Genomic DNA, 15,056 nt, shown 5'->3' on the forward strand with positions numbered 1-15,056 from the left:
TTCCTGCAAATCGCCTAATGATAAAGTAAGCGACTATTATACCTATGACAACTTGTAGGATGTTTATTATGAAATCCATCTGAGCTTCTAATTCATTGATTTTATTTGCCACCTAACGTCTCGTGTATACCTTGTGCGAGGCCATCAGCCGAAGCATAAGGTATAAACTTTGTTGTGCTTCGTTTTATTTAAATTCAATTCTTGAACAAATAAGGTGAAGTTTATCTGTGTCTTCTTTGTTAAGCCACCATGGATCAAACTGCCTTTTCTTACCGTTTTTTAATTTAAAGTATGTGTTAGTGAAGGGAGTGTAGTTTATCACAACATAATCAATGTCAGTTTGACTAAAGGTCCACTTGCGAAAGCCATCTTTAATGGTTACCTGCTCTCCATCAAATATGATATAGTCTCTTTTGATAAGGTTAGTAATTATTTGCACAAACCATATTATAGCTCCCAAGCCACCAATTGCTTGCAAGAAAGTATTAGGAGCATAACGCAATGGATAAATTATTCCAACAATTATGATAATGTATGTGAGACTATAACTAATCTTCTTTCTTAACACTATATCCATTTGAATTTAAGTCATTTTAATAATTAGAAATGCGGCACAACTACTGTGTAAACGTCACTATGACGTTTATCTGCCATATATGCGAAGGTGGTTACTCCCGCGGCTGGTTTATCGGGGCAGAGTATCCGCAAAACACAATATACTACAAACAAGAAAGTACTGCAATTAAATAATTTAGATTTATAGAATTTTCAGCTTATCAATTTGTTATGGCTGTTTTTCTGTCTTGTTCAGGCCGTTTTGTAGCCTATGGCAGAGAACTGACATGAGTGGGAGTGCAGTTTACATCCGTTTAAGCGTGTTTATACTCGTGTATACTCGAGTATACACGGATAATTCCGAATACAAAAAGCCCCTGCCAGAAGCTCTGGCAGGGGCTGTGGATAAAGGCTGTGTAAACCGATCAGGCCTATGCTTCCTTCCACTTAATGGTGCAGCCGATGGCTTTGGTGTTGGGCTGGCTTACCGGCTTGCCGGATACCAGCTCATTCAGTGCTTCTTCGGCATACTTCTTCTCTGCCTTAGCGGCGTCTTTGTAGTTGTCGTCCACGGTGCCGATGTAGGCCACTTTCAGGCTGCCGTCGGTTTGCTTCTGCACAATGTAAATATGAGGTGTGCGGGTGGCGCCGTAGGTTTTGGTGATTTCCTGCGTTCCGTCCAGCAGATAAGGGAAGGGAAAGTTCTTCTCCCGGGCGCGTACCTGCATGGCCTCATAAGAATCCCGTGGCGATACCTTGGCATCGTTTGGGTTAATGGCAATAAGCGGGTATCCTTTGGGCGCATACGTGTTGTGCAGCTCAATCAGGCGGTCTTCGTAGGCCACGGAGTAGGGGCAGGAGTTACAGGTGAAGGTCACGATGAAGCCTTTGGCATCCTTGAAGTCCGCCATCGACACCATCTTGCCGTCCACGTTCTTCAGCTTAAAGTCGCGGGCCTTATCGCCTACCTGGTATCCGTTTTCTGAGGCCGGAACAGCCGAAAGCAAAGCGCCTACCAACAGCAGGCACATAAAGTACACGAGAGGTAGCTTTTGTTTTTTCATAGGTATTGATTTAAAGTATGGAATCCTGATTTGATACGTTATTTATGCTTCTCGATCAGCGCCATGAGCTCTGCCTCTGTCATCTCGGCCTCCCGAAACTCGTAACGCCCGCGCTTGTTGTTAAACACCATGGTGGCGGGAATGGCACCAGACCATTTCGGCTCTAGCTTGTCGATCCACGAGTTACCGTCCACCTCATCCAGCAGCACCACCTCCGACTTTAGCCCACGCTTCTGCATAAAGGCTCTTACGCGCGTGTCTACATCCTCCACGGCATCCATACTTACCAGGATCACTTTAACCGGCTGGTTTTTATACTTCTGGTTAGCCGCCTCAAAGTATGGCAACTCCTTTATGCAGGGTTTGCACCAGGTAGCCCAGAAGTTTACCACATACAGCGTGTCGGCGGGGTTTTTGCGCAGCGCCTTCAGGTCTTCAAACTTTATAACCTTCACATCTTGCGCCGGGGCAGCGGTGGCGGTTAGCAGCAAAAGCAGCAGCGAGGCCAGTAGCAGGTTTAGTTTCTGTGTCATCTTACAGTAATTAACGCATACAGCAGCTTTATACGTGCGTCCGTGTCTAAAAATAACATTTACAGCTGATTATAAAAGCAACAGCCACGGCTTAAAGTATAAACCGTGGCTGTTGGAGGTGCTCTTGAATACTTAACTGGCTACCGTAGCGGCGCCCGTACGGATAACCCTGCCCGGTTTCTTCTTTTTGCGGAGCTTGTTTATCCAGATCAGCGTGCCGGTAACGGGCAAACTGGTGGCTATCAGGCAGGCGATAAAGTATAGAATCTTGGAGAAGGTGCCGTACACGTTGCCCAGGTGCAGCGGCTTTATCAGCGACACGACCTGCTCGTTCAGGGGCTTGTCGGAGAACTTCTCCACTTTTAGCGGTTCGGCGTTATGCTTGTTCAGTTGCACTTTGTCGGAGGCGGCCAGCGCAAAGAAACCCGCCTGGCTTTTCTGCACCACTACGGCGGTGGTATCATCGGCAGGCAGGGATAAGCGCAGGTCGCCGGCGTGAGGCAGCAGCAGGTTAGCCTGCTGTATGTAGTCTTGCGGGGTAGCGGTGGTTGGTGCGGGGGCAATGGTGGCGGGCTTTTCTTTGCGGCCCTTAAACACCTCGGCACCCATTACGCTGCTCAGTCCATCGCGGTACCACTCAAACGACCAGCAGAGGCCGGTAAGCGCCATGATCAGCAGCAGGATAGAGGAGTAGAAGCCCAGCGTGTTGTGCAGGTCGTGGTTTACGCGCTTCCATTTGGCGTTGGTCTTTATCTTGAGGCCCTGCTTCCAGTTCTTACGCTTCACGGGGAACCACAGCACCAGGCCCGTCAGCACCAGGAATGTGAAAATAATAGTAGACACGCCCACTATGATCTTACCCACATCGCCCTCTATCAGCAGCCAGCGGTGCAGGCGCATAACGGTGCCAAAAAACTCGGAGGTGGCGCTCTCCGGGGTGCCCACCACCTGGCCGGTGTAGGGGTTTACAAAGTAGGTGGCTGGCCTGCCGCCCTCGGCCTTCTTACCCCCCTCTTTAGCTGCCGGCGCCACGCCTACGCTGTAGGTGCTGCTCTTGTCCTCGAGGATGCTTATACTTACCACCTTGCCCTGCAGCTCCTGCTCCAGCTGCGCAATAAGTGCGTTTGTGGCAACAGGCTGCGCGTTGGCCGGTACCTCCACTGTATACTTCTCCGGGGACATCAACTCTTCTACCTCCTCCCGGAAAGTATAAATTGTGCCTGTGAGGCAAACTACAAACAGCACCAACCCGCTGACAATGCCCAGCCACAGGTGCACATCGTTAAAGAGTTTTCGCAAAGTATACTTTTTCATGGTGTGGTATTTATGGTATAAGCCAGATTGCCGGCGGTAAATGTCGGCAGTTTTTGTTAAGGATTAGAATTTATAAGTAACTACGCCAGAGAAGTTTCTCGGCTGAATACGATCAATGAAGTTAGAGCGGTAGGCATCGTAGCCCACTTCGTTGAACAGGTTGTTGAACAGCGCCCGCACGCCCCAGTGCTTCTCAAACTCGTAGCCTAGCTGCGCATTCACGATAGTATAAGCCTTGTTGTGCCAGGGGGCAGTGTTTGGCTCAATGTTGTGATACTGCACGCCCTCGATGGTCCAGTCGTTGTAGGGGCGCTTGCCCAGGTAGTAGGCTCCCGCTCCCAGGTTCAGGTCCTGCAGCAGCCCGGTGCTAATAGTGTAGTTGGCGTAGGCGTTAAAAGTATGCTTGGGCGTGTTGTTCGGCGCTGAGCCCGGCACAAAGGTCGTGTGGTCTTTGTACTGCGCATCGATGTAGGCGTAGCCGGTCACGATCTCCAGGTTCTCCAGCACGCGGCCCGTCAGTTCCACCTCTACGCCTTTGCGCTCGTCGTTGCCGCCTTTAATGTAGTAGCCGGTTTCCAGCACGGTGCCGTTCTCATCCACGGTATAGGCCTTCAGGTTCATGTCTTTGTTGTTGATCTTGTAGAAGGTCAAGTTGAAGCGCAGGCGGTCGTTCAGCCACTCAGATTTTATGCCTGCCTCCAACTGATCGATGCGCTCGGCACCAAGCGGATCGCCGTTTACGTCTACCACAGCGGCAGAGCGCGGGTTGGTGCTATTGGTGTAGGAGCCGAAAATGTTCAGGCCATCCTTCACGGTAAACATCACCCCGGCCAGCGGATTCCAGAACTCGGTGGTGGCGCTGGTTTCGTCTTCGCTTCTGGTCTTGTTGGTGCTGTAGCGCACACCGCCGTACAACCTTGCCCACTTTGTTAGCTGCACCACATCCTGAAACGTAGCCCCGAAGCGATAATCGTATGACTGCGTGCCGCCCGTGCGCTCGAAGGCTGGCAGGTTCTCCGGCAACGTATGGGTGATGGTGGCCGGGTCGAACACATTGATCTCGTCTACGGCAATGGAGTTATAAGTTGGCTGAAACAGGTCGATGTAGCGGTAGTCCACGCCCACCTGAAACGTGTGGTTAATCTTGCCGGTCTCTATTTTGCGGCCCACCAGGTCCAGCTGCAGCACGGTGCTGTTATCCTCACGGGTAGAGTTATGGGCAATGGAGCGGCGGTACCAGTTTACCTGCTCTGTATTGATGCCTTTTTCTGCATCCGCCCTCAGCGTCGAGAGGTTTGTTTTGATAGCGTCGGAGTTGTAGTTGGAGTTAAAGAGCGCCCCGCGCAAGTATAAGTTGCTGGTCAGGTTGTAGTTGTAGCGGGCGGTGTAGGTGCTGTGCTTCAGGTCTGTCTTGTCAGACTCAAAGCCCAGGTAGCGGTCGGACGGCAGGTCGTAGATCTGGTTTTCCTTGTTGCCGACGGATAAGTTCACAGTGCCCGGATCAATGTTCTGCGCCTCGTTGAAGTAGTCCATCTCCAGCGTTAGGGTGCTGCGGTTGTTTGGCCGCCACTCCACGCTTGGGTTAAAGTAGAACGACTCGTTGCTCATGTGGTCCCGGAATTTGCCGCCGTTTTCGTAAGCACCGTTCAGGCGCACGGCCACTTTGTTGTTTTTATCCAGCACGCGCTGCACATCAAAGGTAGGCCTGATCAGACCCCAGCTGCCCGCCCTAAACGACACGCTGCCCGAGTTCTTGAACTTTGGCGTTTTGGTTACGATGTTCACGATGCCGCCCGGGCCGCCCAGGTCGGTGGAAGCTCCCATGGTAACGGAGCTCGCGCCCTTTAACACCTGAACGCTCTCTACGCCCTGCATGTCCGTAGAGAAGCCCTGGCCACGGAAGTCGGTCATGACGCGCACGCCGTTCTTTAGGGTTGGAATGCCACGGAAACCGCGCGAGGAAATGCTTTCCCGCACGCCGCCGTAGGTGGCGTAAGTATAAACGCCCGGCACGTTGCGCACACCCTCCACCACGGTCAGCGCGCCCTGCTGCTCTATCAGTTTCTCCGAGATTACCGAGATGCTCTGGATCTGCTCGCTAGGCTTCAGCGGGAGGCGGGTGATGGCATCGAGCTTCTCCGGCTGCTTGTTCCTTTCCCCGAAAACCTCTACCTCCGATATCTGGCTGGCCTTGGGCTTCAGCGAAAGCATAACCTCCTGCGTGTTGCATTGCCTAAGTGTTACCTGCTGTGGCTCGCAGGTGAAGCCCAGAAGTATGGCCCGTACCTGGTAGGTGCCGTCGGCCACGCGGGTTATCTCGAAGTTCCCCTGCTCGTCGGTTATGGTGCCGTAGCGGGTGTTCTCCAGTACCACGCTGGCTGCGGATACGGGTTGGCCATTGTCGCCAATTACCCTGCCTGTTACAGAGTTCATGCGTTGCGCCCAGGCCACCTGGCAGAGCAGGAGCAGCAGCGCTATTAAAGTATACTTTCCAAACATATAGCGGTTGATTTTAGGATGGCTTTTGTAGAGCATCCTTCTGCCCTGAAAAGCCTTTTTTTATTTAGACTAAATTTAAATAACAGCACAAACATAGCTTTGCCGCTTCAGAACAGCAAATAAAATCCGCAGAATATTAGCAAAGCTGAAGATAGCAGGGTGAAGGTGCAGCAGGAAAGCGTTAACAAAACACAGCCCAAGCCGTTATCTACATGAGACAATGTTGAACCATAAAAACAAACTTAACAATGGCTAATAAACTAGAAGGAAAGAAGATTGCGATACTGGTAGAAGAAGGGTTTGAGCAGGTGGAGCTGACCAAGCCGCTGCAGGCCCTGAAGGACGAGGGAGCCGAGGCCCACATCATCTCCCCGAATAAAAACAACGAGATCAAAGCCTGGAACCACACCGACTGGGGCGACAAGTTTAAGGTAGACAAGAAGCTGAGCGAGGTAAACGCCGATAACTATGACGGGCTGGTGCTGCCTGGCGGCGTGATGAACCCCGATAAGCTCCGCGCAAACAAGGAAGCTGTAGCTTTTACGAATAAGTTTATGGAGAGCGGCAAGCCTGTGGCCGCCATTTGCCACGGCCCCTGGACGCTGATTGAGACCGGCAAGGTAAAAGGCAAGAAAATGACCAGCTACCATACTTTACAGACTGACCTGAAGAACGCCGGCGCCGAGTGGGTAGACCAGGAAGTGGTGGTGGACCAGGGACTTGTAACCAGCCGCAACCCGGATGATATCCCGGCTTTTAACAGGAAAATGGTAGAAGAATTTGCCGAAGGGAAGCACAACCGCTAGGTCGGTTTATACTTTATACTTTGCGAGCCGCACCTTACAGGTTAAGGTGCGGCTCGCTTTTATCTATAGGGTATGAGCCATTCCTGTTCCCTTCTTTGCCGAGGGCCCCTGCCCTTAGGGGAATTATCCACCACCCATGCCCTCAGAGCTGCGCTCGCTACCTTCGAACTCGCGTTTCTCGGTAGTCTAAGGAGGGGAGCTTTTCAGCAGATGTAAACCCACCCCTGCCCCTCCTTGTCTAAGGAGAGGGAGTCCGGTTCCAGTTGCATCAGCGGGGGCTATCGAATCTGTTCCCAGTCTTTCCGTTGAGCGCCTTTGGAGTTTTTCGGTCCCGCGAGAGCGGGATTGCAAAGCGCCAGCGAGCAAAGAAAAGGTCCCAGCGCGATGCGGTTATCGAGGGCCCCTACCCCCAAGACGAGCCCTCCCGGGCTGGAGGGAGCCAAAGCCAGAGGTGAAATTTTAGGTTCGTAAGACTGAGGATGAACTGCTGAAAGAAAGGATAGCTTGTGTCAAGTGGCAGAAAGCAGCGGCTATGGAAGTATAAAGTATAATCTCAAAGTATAAGTATGGCTTTTCAAGCCAGTTGAGTTACAAACTCAACTCCATAAAAGGACACAAGTCTGGAGACTTGCGCCAGAAGTGGAGCAAGTATAACGTATAGTCAAAGTATAAACGTATTTGAACGGCGGCAGGCACATCAGCCTGTTATACTTTGCCTCCTACTGCACCATCCTGAAAAGCGGATCAGCGTAGTTCTCCAGCAGCACAACCAGCACCACATCCAGCAGCAATAGAAAAACAGCCTGCAGCATAACCGACTGGCCCCAGCCCTGTAGCTTCTCTGCGTTCATGGCTACCCCTGAACGCTCCTTCAGGTAGGCGCCCAGAAGTATAAAACCGGTGTCCAGGCCAATGCTCAGGTAAAGCAGCTTTTTAAACGAGTCGTGCAGTTGCAGGCTGGTGGCCAGGCTCAGTGTGGCGTTATCTTTAGAAAGTATAACATACAGGGCATAGCTGGCAATCAGCAGGTTCACGATGTTCCAATACACATTCATCTGGTAAAAATACTTGCGGCTGCGCGTGGCCTTCGTTAGCTTAAAGCTGCTGAAAAGTATGTTCAGGATGGCCCAGCCGCCAAGCACAAGCATACCCGTCTCCAGCATATCTGCCTGCCCCTGGTTAAGCCGGCTCAGGCTTTGGTCCTGGGCGCTGGCGGAAAGGCTAAGTAGTAACATGGAAAGCAGGTAAAGGTATTTTCTCATTTGTACACGATGGTTTTATGAGTAGGAACGCACAAAAAACAGGTTTAGCATACAGCCCCTGTTCTTTGTGCCGGCAATGCCTGGCTGCTTTGGGTTAACTGGCTGCACGTTAGGGTTTTTGAGAGATGGCTACTATATCAAGGCCAATGTTTACCTCGGCCCGGATGGTTTTATCGCCCAGGGAGTTGTCGGAGCGGTACACAAGGCCCCACTTGGTGCGGTCTATGTTGAAGTTGGCTTTGGCGCGCAGCAGCGTGTCTGCCAACGTTACCCGGGCCGGAAACGATACGCTTTTGGTCTGGCTCCGGATGGTGAGGTTGCCGGTGATGCGGTGCGAAGGGTTTTTTACGCGCAGCTCGCTATCCTTTGGTGTAATGTTGCTGCTTTGCCCGGTTGTGCTGTCGTAAGGGGCGATGCCGGTGAGCTCGAACGAGGCGCCAGGGTAGCGCTCCGAGTCAAAAAAATCGGGTGAGCGCAGGTGCGTGGTGAGCTTCTGGTTGCTCTTCTCATCTATGGTCTTGTCAGCCGACCGAATAGTGGCCATGTTCATCTCTATGTTGCCGCCGGTTACCAGGCCGTTGGTCATATAAAACTCGCCCTGCTGTATGTCTATTACACCATTGTGGCGGCCGGTCATCTTCGCCCCGATCCAGGTTATCTCGCTACGGGCTGTGTCCACGGCAAAGGTATCGGTTGGTGCCGCGCGCTCTTCCTTCACCACGGCATCACCTATCGCCGCTTTGTCAGTTTTAACGGTGGTGTCGCAGGCGCTGGCTACAAAAAGCAGTAGGCCCAGCTGCAGTAGCAGGTGTCGGGTTTTCTTGCCCATATAGTTCGTTTGGGTTGATAAAGTACAGCCAAAGGGCCGCAGTTTCACCTAATGGTACGCTTTAAGGCTCTAAAACGATATAATTTATACTTCCGGCAGGCTTCTAAAGTATAAAGAGCCCGCATGGCTACCGGCTCTTTATACTTATACTTTAACACAAGGGAAATGACGTTAGAAAGCAATGCCCAGGTATACCTGTATCACGCCGTTCTTGATGTCCTCGTTAATGTTGCTGCCGTCGCTGTCCTGCTTGCGCAGGTCCCCGAAGCCGTGCACGTAGCGCGTGCCCAGCCTAAAGCGTCCGAGCTTACCCTCCAGTCCCGCCGAAAGGCCATAGTCAAACGTGTTGTAGGGCTCCATGTCAATCTCTTCGTCCTCTACCTTGGCCGACACCATTACACCTACCTGCGGCCCCAAGTGTACGCTCAGGTTATCAGAGATGTTGAACACCGCCAGCACAGGCACCTCCAGGTAATCCATCCTGAAAACGGAATCCTGGCGCTCGTAGCCTTTGCGCGAGTACAGCAGCTCCGGCTGCAGCGAGAAGAAGTTGCCTAAGCCGAACTGGGCGAAAACGCCGGCATGGAAGGAGGTGTGGCTGTTCACGTCGCCAAACTTGTCTTTTTCGCTGCCATGCACGCTGGCAAAGTTTACGCCGCCCTTAATGCCAATGCCGGAGTTAGGAGACCGGCTCAATAAGTTGTGGTTCTGCATCACTCTGCTTGGCACGTCGGCATCCTGTGCATACACGCTTGCCGACCAAAGCAACAGCGCCGCGAATAGTATCTTTTTCATGTTTTTCAGTTTATAGTCTATGCTCTTATTCATTGTTGGAAGAGCTCTATATAGGGTTTATACTTTATTTTACGATTGAGGTTATACCGTGGCGGCAGATAGTATGAAAGAGAAGCAGTAGTGCTGCTAATCAGGCAGTTTGCTATTTTCTTTAATTGTGATTTTCAATGAATAGGAAAAGTTATATTAAGCTATATATCAGGTGTGGCAACATTTATCAGGGGTGTGGATAATTTCCCCACTTATTCGGATTTTCACTAAAATATCAGAAAATGAAGTGGTTTTTTTAACGAATCAACAGCTAATAGTGGATAAGCGTGTGTAATTAACATAGTTATCCACATTTTATCTATCCAAAAGGCCTAAATGTGGATTACCTGGCAACAACCTGAATTGGTTTCATGAATTATCCACGATATGCTAAGAGGTGTTTAAAAATTGCATTAAACTGCTTTAGGTTTTGCATTAGACTTTATTTCTTTTCTGCTGGTTCTGGTAAACATGAAGCGGCTTATTATTGTTAGTTTTGTGCTATGCTGAAGATTGCCTGGTCCGAGATTTTTGCCCACAGCCTGCCCGAAGGCCACCGCTTCCCGATGGCGAAGTATGACCTGCTGCCCGAGCAACTGCTGTACGAAGGCACCATTACGGATGAAAATCTATTTGCGCCCGAGCCACTTGCCGAACGGTTTATACTTGACACCCACGACGCCAGTTACTGGCACCGCCTGCACAACCTGCAGCTAACCCCGTCTGAGATTCGGAAGACCGGCTTCCCGCTCTCGGAGCAGTTGGTGCAGCGCGAGGTGGTGATCATGAACGGCACGGTGCAGGCCAGTTTGTTTGCGCTGGAGTTTGGCATCGGGATGAACATTGCCGGGGGCACCCACCACGCCTTTACCGACCGTGGCGAGGGGTTCTGCCTGCTCAACGACATCGCCATTGCGGCTAACCACCTCCTCAAGTATAAAAACATACATAAAGTGCTGGTGGTGGACCTGGACGTGCACCAGGGCAACGGCACGGCGCAAATCTTTGAGCACGAGCCACGCGTGTTCACCTTTAGCATGCACTGCGGCCACAATTATCCTTTTCATAAAGAGCAGTCGGACCTGGACGTGCCCTTACAAGAAGGCACTGATGACAAAGCTTACCTGAAGCTGCTCAACCAGCACCTGCCGCGCCTGCTCGATGAGGTGCAGCCGGAGTTCGTGTTCTTTCAGTCGGGGGTGGATGTGCTGGCCACAGATAAGCTGGGCAAGTTGGGCATGAGTATAGAGGGCTGCAAAGAGCGCGACCGCACGGTGCTGGAGCTGTGCCGGAAAAACAACCTGCCAGTAACGGTAAGTATGGGCGGCGGCTACTCCGAGAAGATCGCACACATTGTGGAGGCGCATGCCAATACCTTCCGGCTGGCGCAGCAGCTGTGGTTTTAATGAGGGAGTTCTGAATGAGTGAATTTTAATCCTGCACACCCTCTAATCCTGAAGATCCTGATTAATCCCGCTTTCGCAGCTTGTCATCATCGTCTTTTAGTTGGGAAGATGAGGCGAAGTATGAGATAGATAATGGGGCTCAGTGCCAGGGTGAGCACGATCATCAGAATCACCTTCAGCGCTTTTACGAACACAGAGATGATAATAGCCGAGAGGATGATGGAAACGGAAAAAAGTATCCAGAAGTTAACGGTTTGTTTGCTCATATAGGTTTATCTGTTTAGTGGCCGGAGCCATACTTATACTCTGTGCAGTAACAGTTGCCACCGGAAAGCCCACATCCAGCGCAATTCATACCTCTGCACGCCCGCCTGCTGCGCTAACTCCTCCAACTCCTGTCTCCTGAAAGCTCGCCACACCGACAGCGGCGCATCGTTTTTTACGAGGTGTGATCTGGAAAAAGCCGCCGTGATATACTTGATGGAGTAGTAGGCCAGCCAGTGGCGGTGCAGGTCGTTGATGATGACGGCCAGATGCGCCTGCCGGTGCAACTGCCGGAACATTTGCACCAGCTGCGCATCGGTGAAGTGGTGGCAAAACAGGCTGCAGACCACTACATCATACTTCTGCTGGGCAAAAGCTTCCGAGAAAACATCGTGCTGCTCTACCTCCACCTCGGGGTAGTTGAGGCATTGGCGGTGGGCGTACTGCACCATAAAATCGTTGGCATCCACGCCCACCAGCTCTACTTTTATACTTTTACCACGCGCCCAGCGGGCTATACTTTTCAGGGTATCGCCGCCGCCGCAGCCAATGTCGGCAATGCGCAGGCGTTGCGGTTTATACTTTGCAGCCAGCTTGTCCAACGCATCCAGCACCACCTTGTGCCCGCCCAGCCAGCTGTTGATCACCTCCAGCTCCGCCAGGTTCTGCCGCAGCTCCTCGCCACTCAGCGTCAGGTCGTCCATCAGCTCCGGCTCGTTAGACCGCTGCCTCAGCATGTGCATAGTGTACTTTTAGTAACATGGATTCGAGGGTAAGGCCGGGGCCGAAGGCGAAGCTCAGTACCGGCTCGTTCTGCTCCTGCGGGGTCAGGGTCTGCATCAGCTCCTTCAGCACAAACAGCACCGTGGCCGACGACATGTTTCCGAAATCGCGGAGCACCTGGTAGGCAAATCGGTTGTCGTGGCGGCTCATGCCCAGTTCCTGCTCTATCACCTCCAGAATGCGCCGCCCACCGGGATGTATGGCAAAGAGCTTTATTTCTGATGCGGTCGTTTTTAACCCCTGCAGCAGCCGCTCCGTCAGTTGCTTTATACCTTTCTTGATGAGGTCGGGCACGTAGGAGGAGAGGGTCATCTCGAAACCTGTGTCGCCGATGTGCCAGGCCATGTCGCGCTTGCCAGCCGGGGCCAGGTCGCAGTGAAACGACTGCAGCTCCAGGCTCACCTCGTGACAGGGCTGCCCCTGCATCAGCACCGCCGCAGCACCATCCCCGAACAAGGCATTCGATACCAGGTGGTCCTGCTCCGGGTTTTTCTGGAAATGGATAGTGCAGATCTCGGTGCACACCAGCATTACTTTAGACTCAGGGTTAGCCCTGCAGATAGCGTCGGCCAGCTTGATGGCGTTAAAGGCGGCATAGCAGCCCATAAAGTTCACGGCCGTACGCTGCACGCACGGCGACAAATCCAGTCGCTCTACCAACTCAATATCCAGGCCCGGGGCATACATGCCGGTGCAGCTCACGGTAATCAGGTGCGTGAGGTCGCTTAGCTGCGTAGGGGCCGCCTGCTCCAGGCAGTTTCTAATGGCCCGCTCGGATAAGTCTACAGCGTGCTTGCGGTACACGTCCATGCGCTGCTGCACCGTGGGGAAGGGCTCCAGGGTTGGGGTATTCGGGAAAAAAGAGAAATCGCCGTTCTGGCGGGTGTAGTCTTCCAAAACACTGTAGCGTTGCCCAATGCCTGAAATGCGGTACAGGGCCTTCAGTTTACGGGTATCCTGCTCGCCAAACTGCAGGGCGGCGGCCATAAAGTCTGCCACCTGCATCTGCGGTATTAGGTGCGGAGGGTTTGCCGTGCCGATGGCGCAAATGTAGCTTTTCATGTGGTACGTGTTCGGGGTATGAGCTTTGTGTAATGTGTTTCAGGAGAAAGTATGCCGATGATGAATTGCACACGGAAAACGAAACATGCACTTAAGTACGGAAGCGGCTGGCTATAAGATGTGGGCAGCCGCAGGTATAGCCTCAGAAAGGCCTGCCGTGTGTCTGCCGCATAATGAGCTGCACCGCAGGAGGCGCCAGTTTCAGCAGCCCCACCGCCGCCTCCGACAGCAGCGGGCCACCGAAAAGTTGCTGCACGGTGCGGCCCAGGCGCAGGCGCCCGGCAAACTGCTTTTTCCAGGCCAAAGTATAGTGCTGCTCCAGCTCCTGCCTGCTGCGGTCTCCAGCAAAGTATAGCAGCACCTGGTCGGTTACTATTTTGGCTCCATGTATCGCCATGGCCATGCCGTTTCCGCAGAGTGGCGTTATCATGCCGGCCGCATCGCCGCACATCAGCATGTGGTTCTCCACGCAGGTTTTAGTGGCAAAGGATATCTCATTAATGACCTCGGGCTGCGGGTACAGGAACTCGGCCTCCTCGAAAATCTGGCGAAGGTGCGGGTTACGGTAAAGTATGGCCTGCTCCATGGCAGGTATGGAGCCGTGCTTTTTCAGGTTGTCGCGGGTGGTGAGGTAGCAGAAACAGTACTTGCCGTCCTCGATGGCCGAGGTGCCGGCATAGCCATCGGCAAAGTTGTGCAGGGCGATCAGGTCGCGCGGGAAATTATACTTTACATGGTATTTTGCGCCCAGGTAAGGCGAGCGTGCCCGGAAGAAGCTGCGCTGCAGTTGGCGGTCGAGGTTGGAGCGCTTACCGAAGGCGCCGATGGCCACACGTGCTTTTATACTTTTCCCATTAGCCAGTTGTGCTGTAAATTCATCGTCTGCAAAGCTGACCTCCTGCACCGCCTGCTGCTGCATAACGCTTACGCCCTGCTGCTGCGCCAGCTCATAAAGGTAGTTATCGAGGGTAAAACGGCTCAGGCCAAAGCCGCCTAAATCCAATTTGGCTTGTAAGGTCTTTCCGGTGGGGGAGGTAAGCATAAAGCGGCTGATCCGGGCAGGGCTGAGGGTGCTTATTTGCACCCCAAGCCGGCGCAGGTAAGGCAGTGCTTCATTGGAAATATACTCCCCGCACACCCTGTGGAAGGGGTACGCCTTCTTTTCGACGAGCGCTACCTCTAGCCCCGCCCTTGCCAGCCCCAGGGCGCTTACCAAGCCGGCCAATCCGCCGCCTATTACCACAACATCTTTTTTTATCAAGCCTACTTTTCTTTATAAAATAAAATTTGTACAAATTTGCAACGGTAAATTTGGTGAACAACCCCTTTTTAAGGTGTATATTGCACGAACAAAAATACGGGCCAAGCGTTTTAATAAATGGAACGACTTTTGTCTAGTACATTATAGAAGAATCTCGACCAACGAATTATATGAAGAAAATTATACTTTCCCTATTTACATGTTTCACTGTGCTGTTTGTGCAGGCGCAGGCCAAACCACCTGTGCAGGTGCAGGCCACGCAGCAGCAAACAGATAAAAACCCACTTGGCCTCGTGCAGGATGAGGATGTGGCCATTTACCCTAACCCGAGCAACGGCGTGTTCACTATTTCTGTCTCAAACCTTGATGCACAGCAGGTGGAACTTACTATCCTGAATGTTATCGGTAACGAGATATACCGCGAAACGTTGAAGCGCGATGATGCTAAGCTGAGCAAAACCATTAACCTGGACCGGCATGCGAAGGGTTTATACTATGTGAAACTGGAGGCGGATAACTACAGTGCCGTGCGGCGCGTGGTGATAAAGTAAGGCAGCGTTAACGAAGCTATAGAAGCGGCGGCTCTTGTAAAG

At 52.3% G+C, this 15,056-nt stretch carries 15 protein-coding genes; 3 read left to right on the top strand and 12 right to left on the bottom strand.

Annotated features, from left to right (window positions below; genetic code table 11):
- Nucleotides 1–184 precede the first annotated feature (184 nt).
- The 5 genes from OO017_RS14850 to OO017_RS14870 all read right to left on the bottom strand — a co-directional run bounded on the left by OO017_RS14850 (nucleotide 185) and on the right by OO017_RS14870 (nucleotide 6,001).
- Complete coding sequence (locus OO017_RS14850; RefSeq protein ID WP_266053363.1) at nucleotides 185–577, bottom strand: hypothetical protein; 393 nt, start codon at nucleotides 575–577, stop codon at nucleotides 185–187.
- Nucleotides 578–986: 409 nt separating this feature from the next.
- Nucleotides 987–1,619: a thioredoxin family protein gene (locus tag OO017_RS14855; RefSeq protein WP_266053365.1), complete on the bottom strand. Its 633-nt coding sequence runs from the start codon at nucleotides 1,617–1,619 to the stop codon at nucleotides 987–989.
- Nucleotides 1,620–1,657: 38 nt separating this feature from the next.
- Complete coding sequence (locus OO017_RS14860) at nucleotides 1,658–2,152, bottom strand: TlpA disulfide reductase family protein (protein WP_266053366.1); 495 nt, start codon at nucleotides 2,150–2,152, stop codon at nucleotides 1,658–1,660.
- A gap of 132 nt (nucleotides 2,153–2,284) precedes the next feature.
- Nucleotides 2,285–3,466, bottom strand: a complete 1,182-nt coding sequence (locus OO017_RS14865; RefSeq protein ID WP_266053367.1) for a PepSY-associated TM helix domain-containing protein — start codon at nucleotides 3,464–3,466, stop codon at nucleotides 2,285–2,287.
- 63 nt (nucleotides 3,467–3,529) lie between these two features.
- Nucleotides 3,530–6,001: a TonB-dependent receptor gene (locus OO017_RS14870; protein ID WP_266053368.1), complete on the bottom strand. Its 2,472-nt coding sequence runs from the start codon at nucleotides 5,999–6,001 to the stop codon at nucleotides 3,530–3,532.
- 212 nt (nucleotides 6,002–6,213) lie between these two features.
- Between OO017_RS14870 and OO017_RS14875 the strand changes: the two genes are divergently transcribed.
- A complete protein-coding gene (locus OO017_RS14875; RefSeq protein ID WP_266053369.1) occupies nucleotides 6,214–6,771 on the top strand; it encodes a type 1 glutamine amidotransferase domain-containing protein in 558 nt (185 codons plus the stop codon).
- A gap of 719 nt (nucleotides 6,772–7,490) precedes the next feature.
- Here OO017_RS14875 and OO017_RS14880 read toward each other — a convergent pair.
- The 3 genes from OO017_RS14880 to OO017_RS14890 all read right to left on the bottom strand — a co-directional run bounded on the left by OO017_RS14880 (nucleotide 7,491) and on the right by OO017_RS14890 (nucleotide 9,657).
- The gene (locus OO017_RS14880) at nucleotides 7,491–8,033 is read right to left on the bottom strand and encodes a DUF6992 family protein (protein WP_266053370.1); all 543 of its coding nucleotides are present in this window, start codon (nucleotides 8,031–8,033) and stop codon (nucleotides 7,491–7,493) included.
- Between the two features lie 109 nt (nucleotides 8,034–8,142).
- Nucleotides 8,143–8,862: a YceI family protein gene (locus OO017_RS14885; protein ID WP_266053371.1), complete on the bottom strand. Its 720-nt coding sequence runs from the start codon at nucleotides 8,860–8,862 to the stop codon at nucleotides 8,143–8,145.
- Nucleotides 8,863–9,033: 171 nt separating this feature from the next.
- Nucleotides 9,034–9,657: a porin family protein gene (locus tag OO017_RS14890; protein ID WP_266053372.1), complete on the bottom strand. Its 624-nt coding sequence runs from the start codon at nucleotides 9,655–9,657 to the stop codon at nucleotides 9,034–9,036.
- A gap of 533 nt (nucleotides 9,658–10,190) precedes the next feature.
- Here OO017_RS14890 and OO017_RS14895 point away from each other — a divergent pair.
- Nucleotides 10,191–11,093, top strand: a complete 903-nt coding sequence (locus OO017_RS14895; protein ID WP_266053373.1) for a histone deacetylase family protein — start codon at nucleotides 10,191–10,193, stop codon at nucleotides 11,091–11,093.
- An 86-nt stretch (nucleotides 11,094–11,179) separates the two neighbouring features.
- Here the strand turns inward: OO017_RS14895 and OO017_RS14900 are convergent, their stop codons facing one another.
- From OO017_RS14900 to OO017_RS14915, 4 genes are all read right to left on the bottom strand, one after another.
- Nucleotides 11,180–11,359 carry a hypothetical protein gene (locus OO017_RS14900; protein ID WP_266053374.1) on the bottom strand — a complete coding sequence of 60 codons (180 nt, stop codon included), beginning with the start codon at nucleotides 11,357–11,359 and terminating at the stop codon, nucleotides 11,180–11,182.
- A gap of 33 nt (nucleotides 11,360–11,392) precedes the next feature.
- The gene (locus tag OO017_RS14905; RefSeq protein WP_266053375.1) at nucleotides 11,393–12,100 is read right to left on the bottom strand and encodes a methyltransferase domain-containing protein; all 708 of its coding nucleotides are present in this window, start codon (nucleotides 12,098–12,100) and stop codon (nucleotides 11,393–11,395) included.
- Nucleotides 12,075–13,202 (bottom strand): type III polyketide synthase, encoded by a 1,128-nt coding sequence (locus tag OO017_RS14910; protein ID WP_266053376.1) that lies wholly within the window; start codon nucleotides 13,200–13,202, stop codon nucleotides 12,075–12,077. The genes OO017_RS14905 and OO017_RS14910 overlap by 26 nt, the downstream gene beginning before the upstream one ends.
- A 142-nt stretch (nucleotides 13,203–13,344) precedes the next feature.
- Entirely contained in the window at nucleotides 13,345–14,463 is a 1,119-nt protein-coding gene (locus OO017_RS14915; protein ID WP_266053377.1) for an NAD(P)/FAD-dependent oxidoreductase, read from the bottom strand.
- 170 nt (nucleotides 14,464–14,633) lie between these two features.
- Here OO017_RS14915 and OO017_RS14920 point away from each other — a divergent pair, with 170 nt between their 5' ends.
- Nucleotides 14,634–15,014, top strand: a complete 381-nt coding sequence (locus tag OO017_RS14920; RefSeq protein ID WP_266053378.1) for a T9SS type A sorting domain-containing protein — start codon at nucleotides 14,634–14,636, stop codon at nucleotides 15,012–15,014.
- The last annotated feature ends 42 nt before the right edge of the window (nucleotides 15,015–15,056 follow it).

The sequence above is a fragment of the Pontibacter anaerobius genome (assembly GCF_026241195.1).
Lineage (GTDB): Bacteria > Bacteroidota > Bacteroidia > Cytophagales > Hymenobacteraceae > Pontibacter > Pontibacter anaerobius.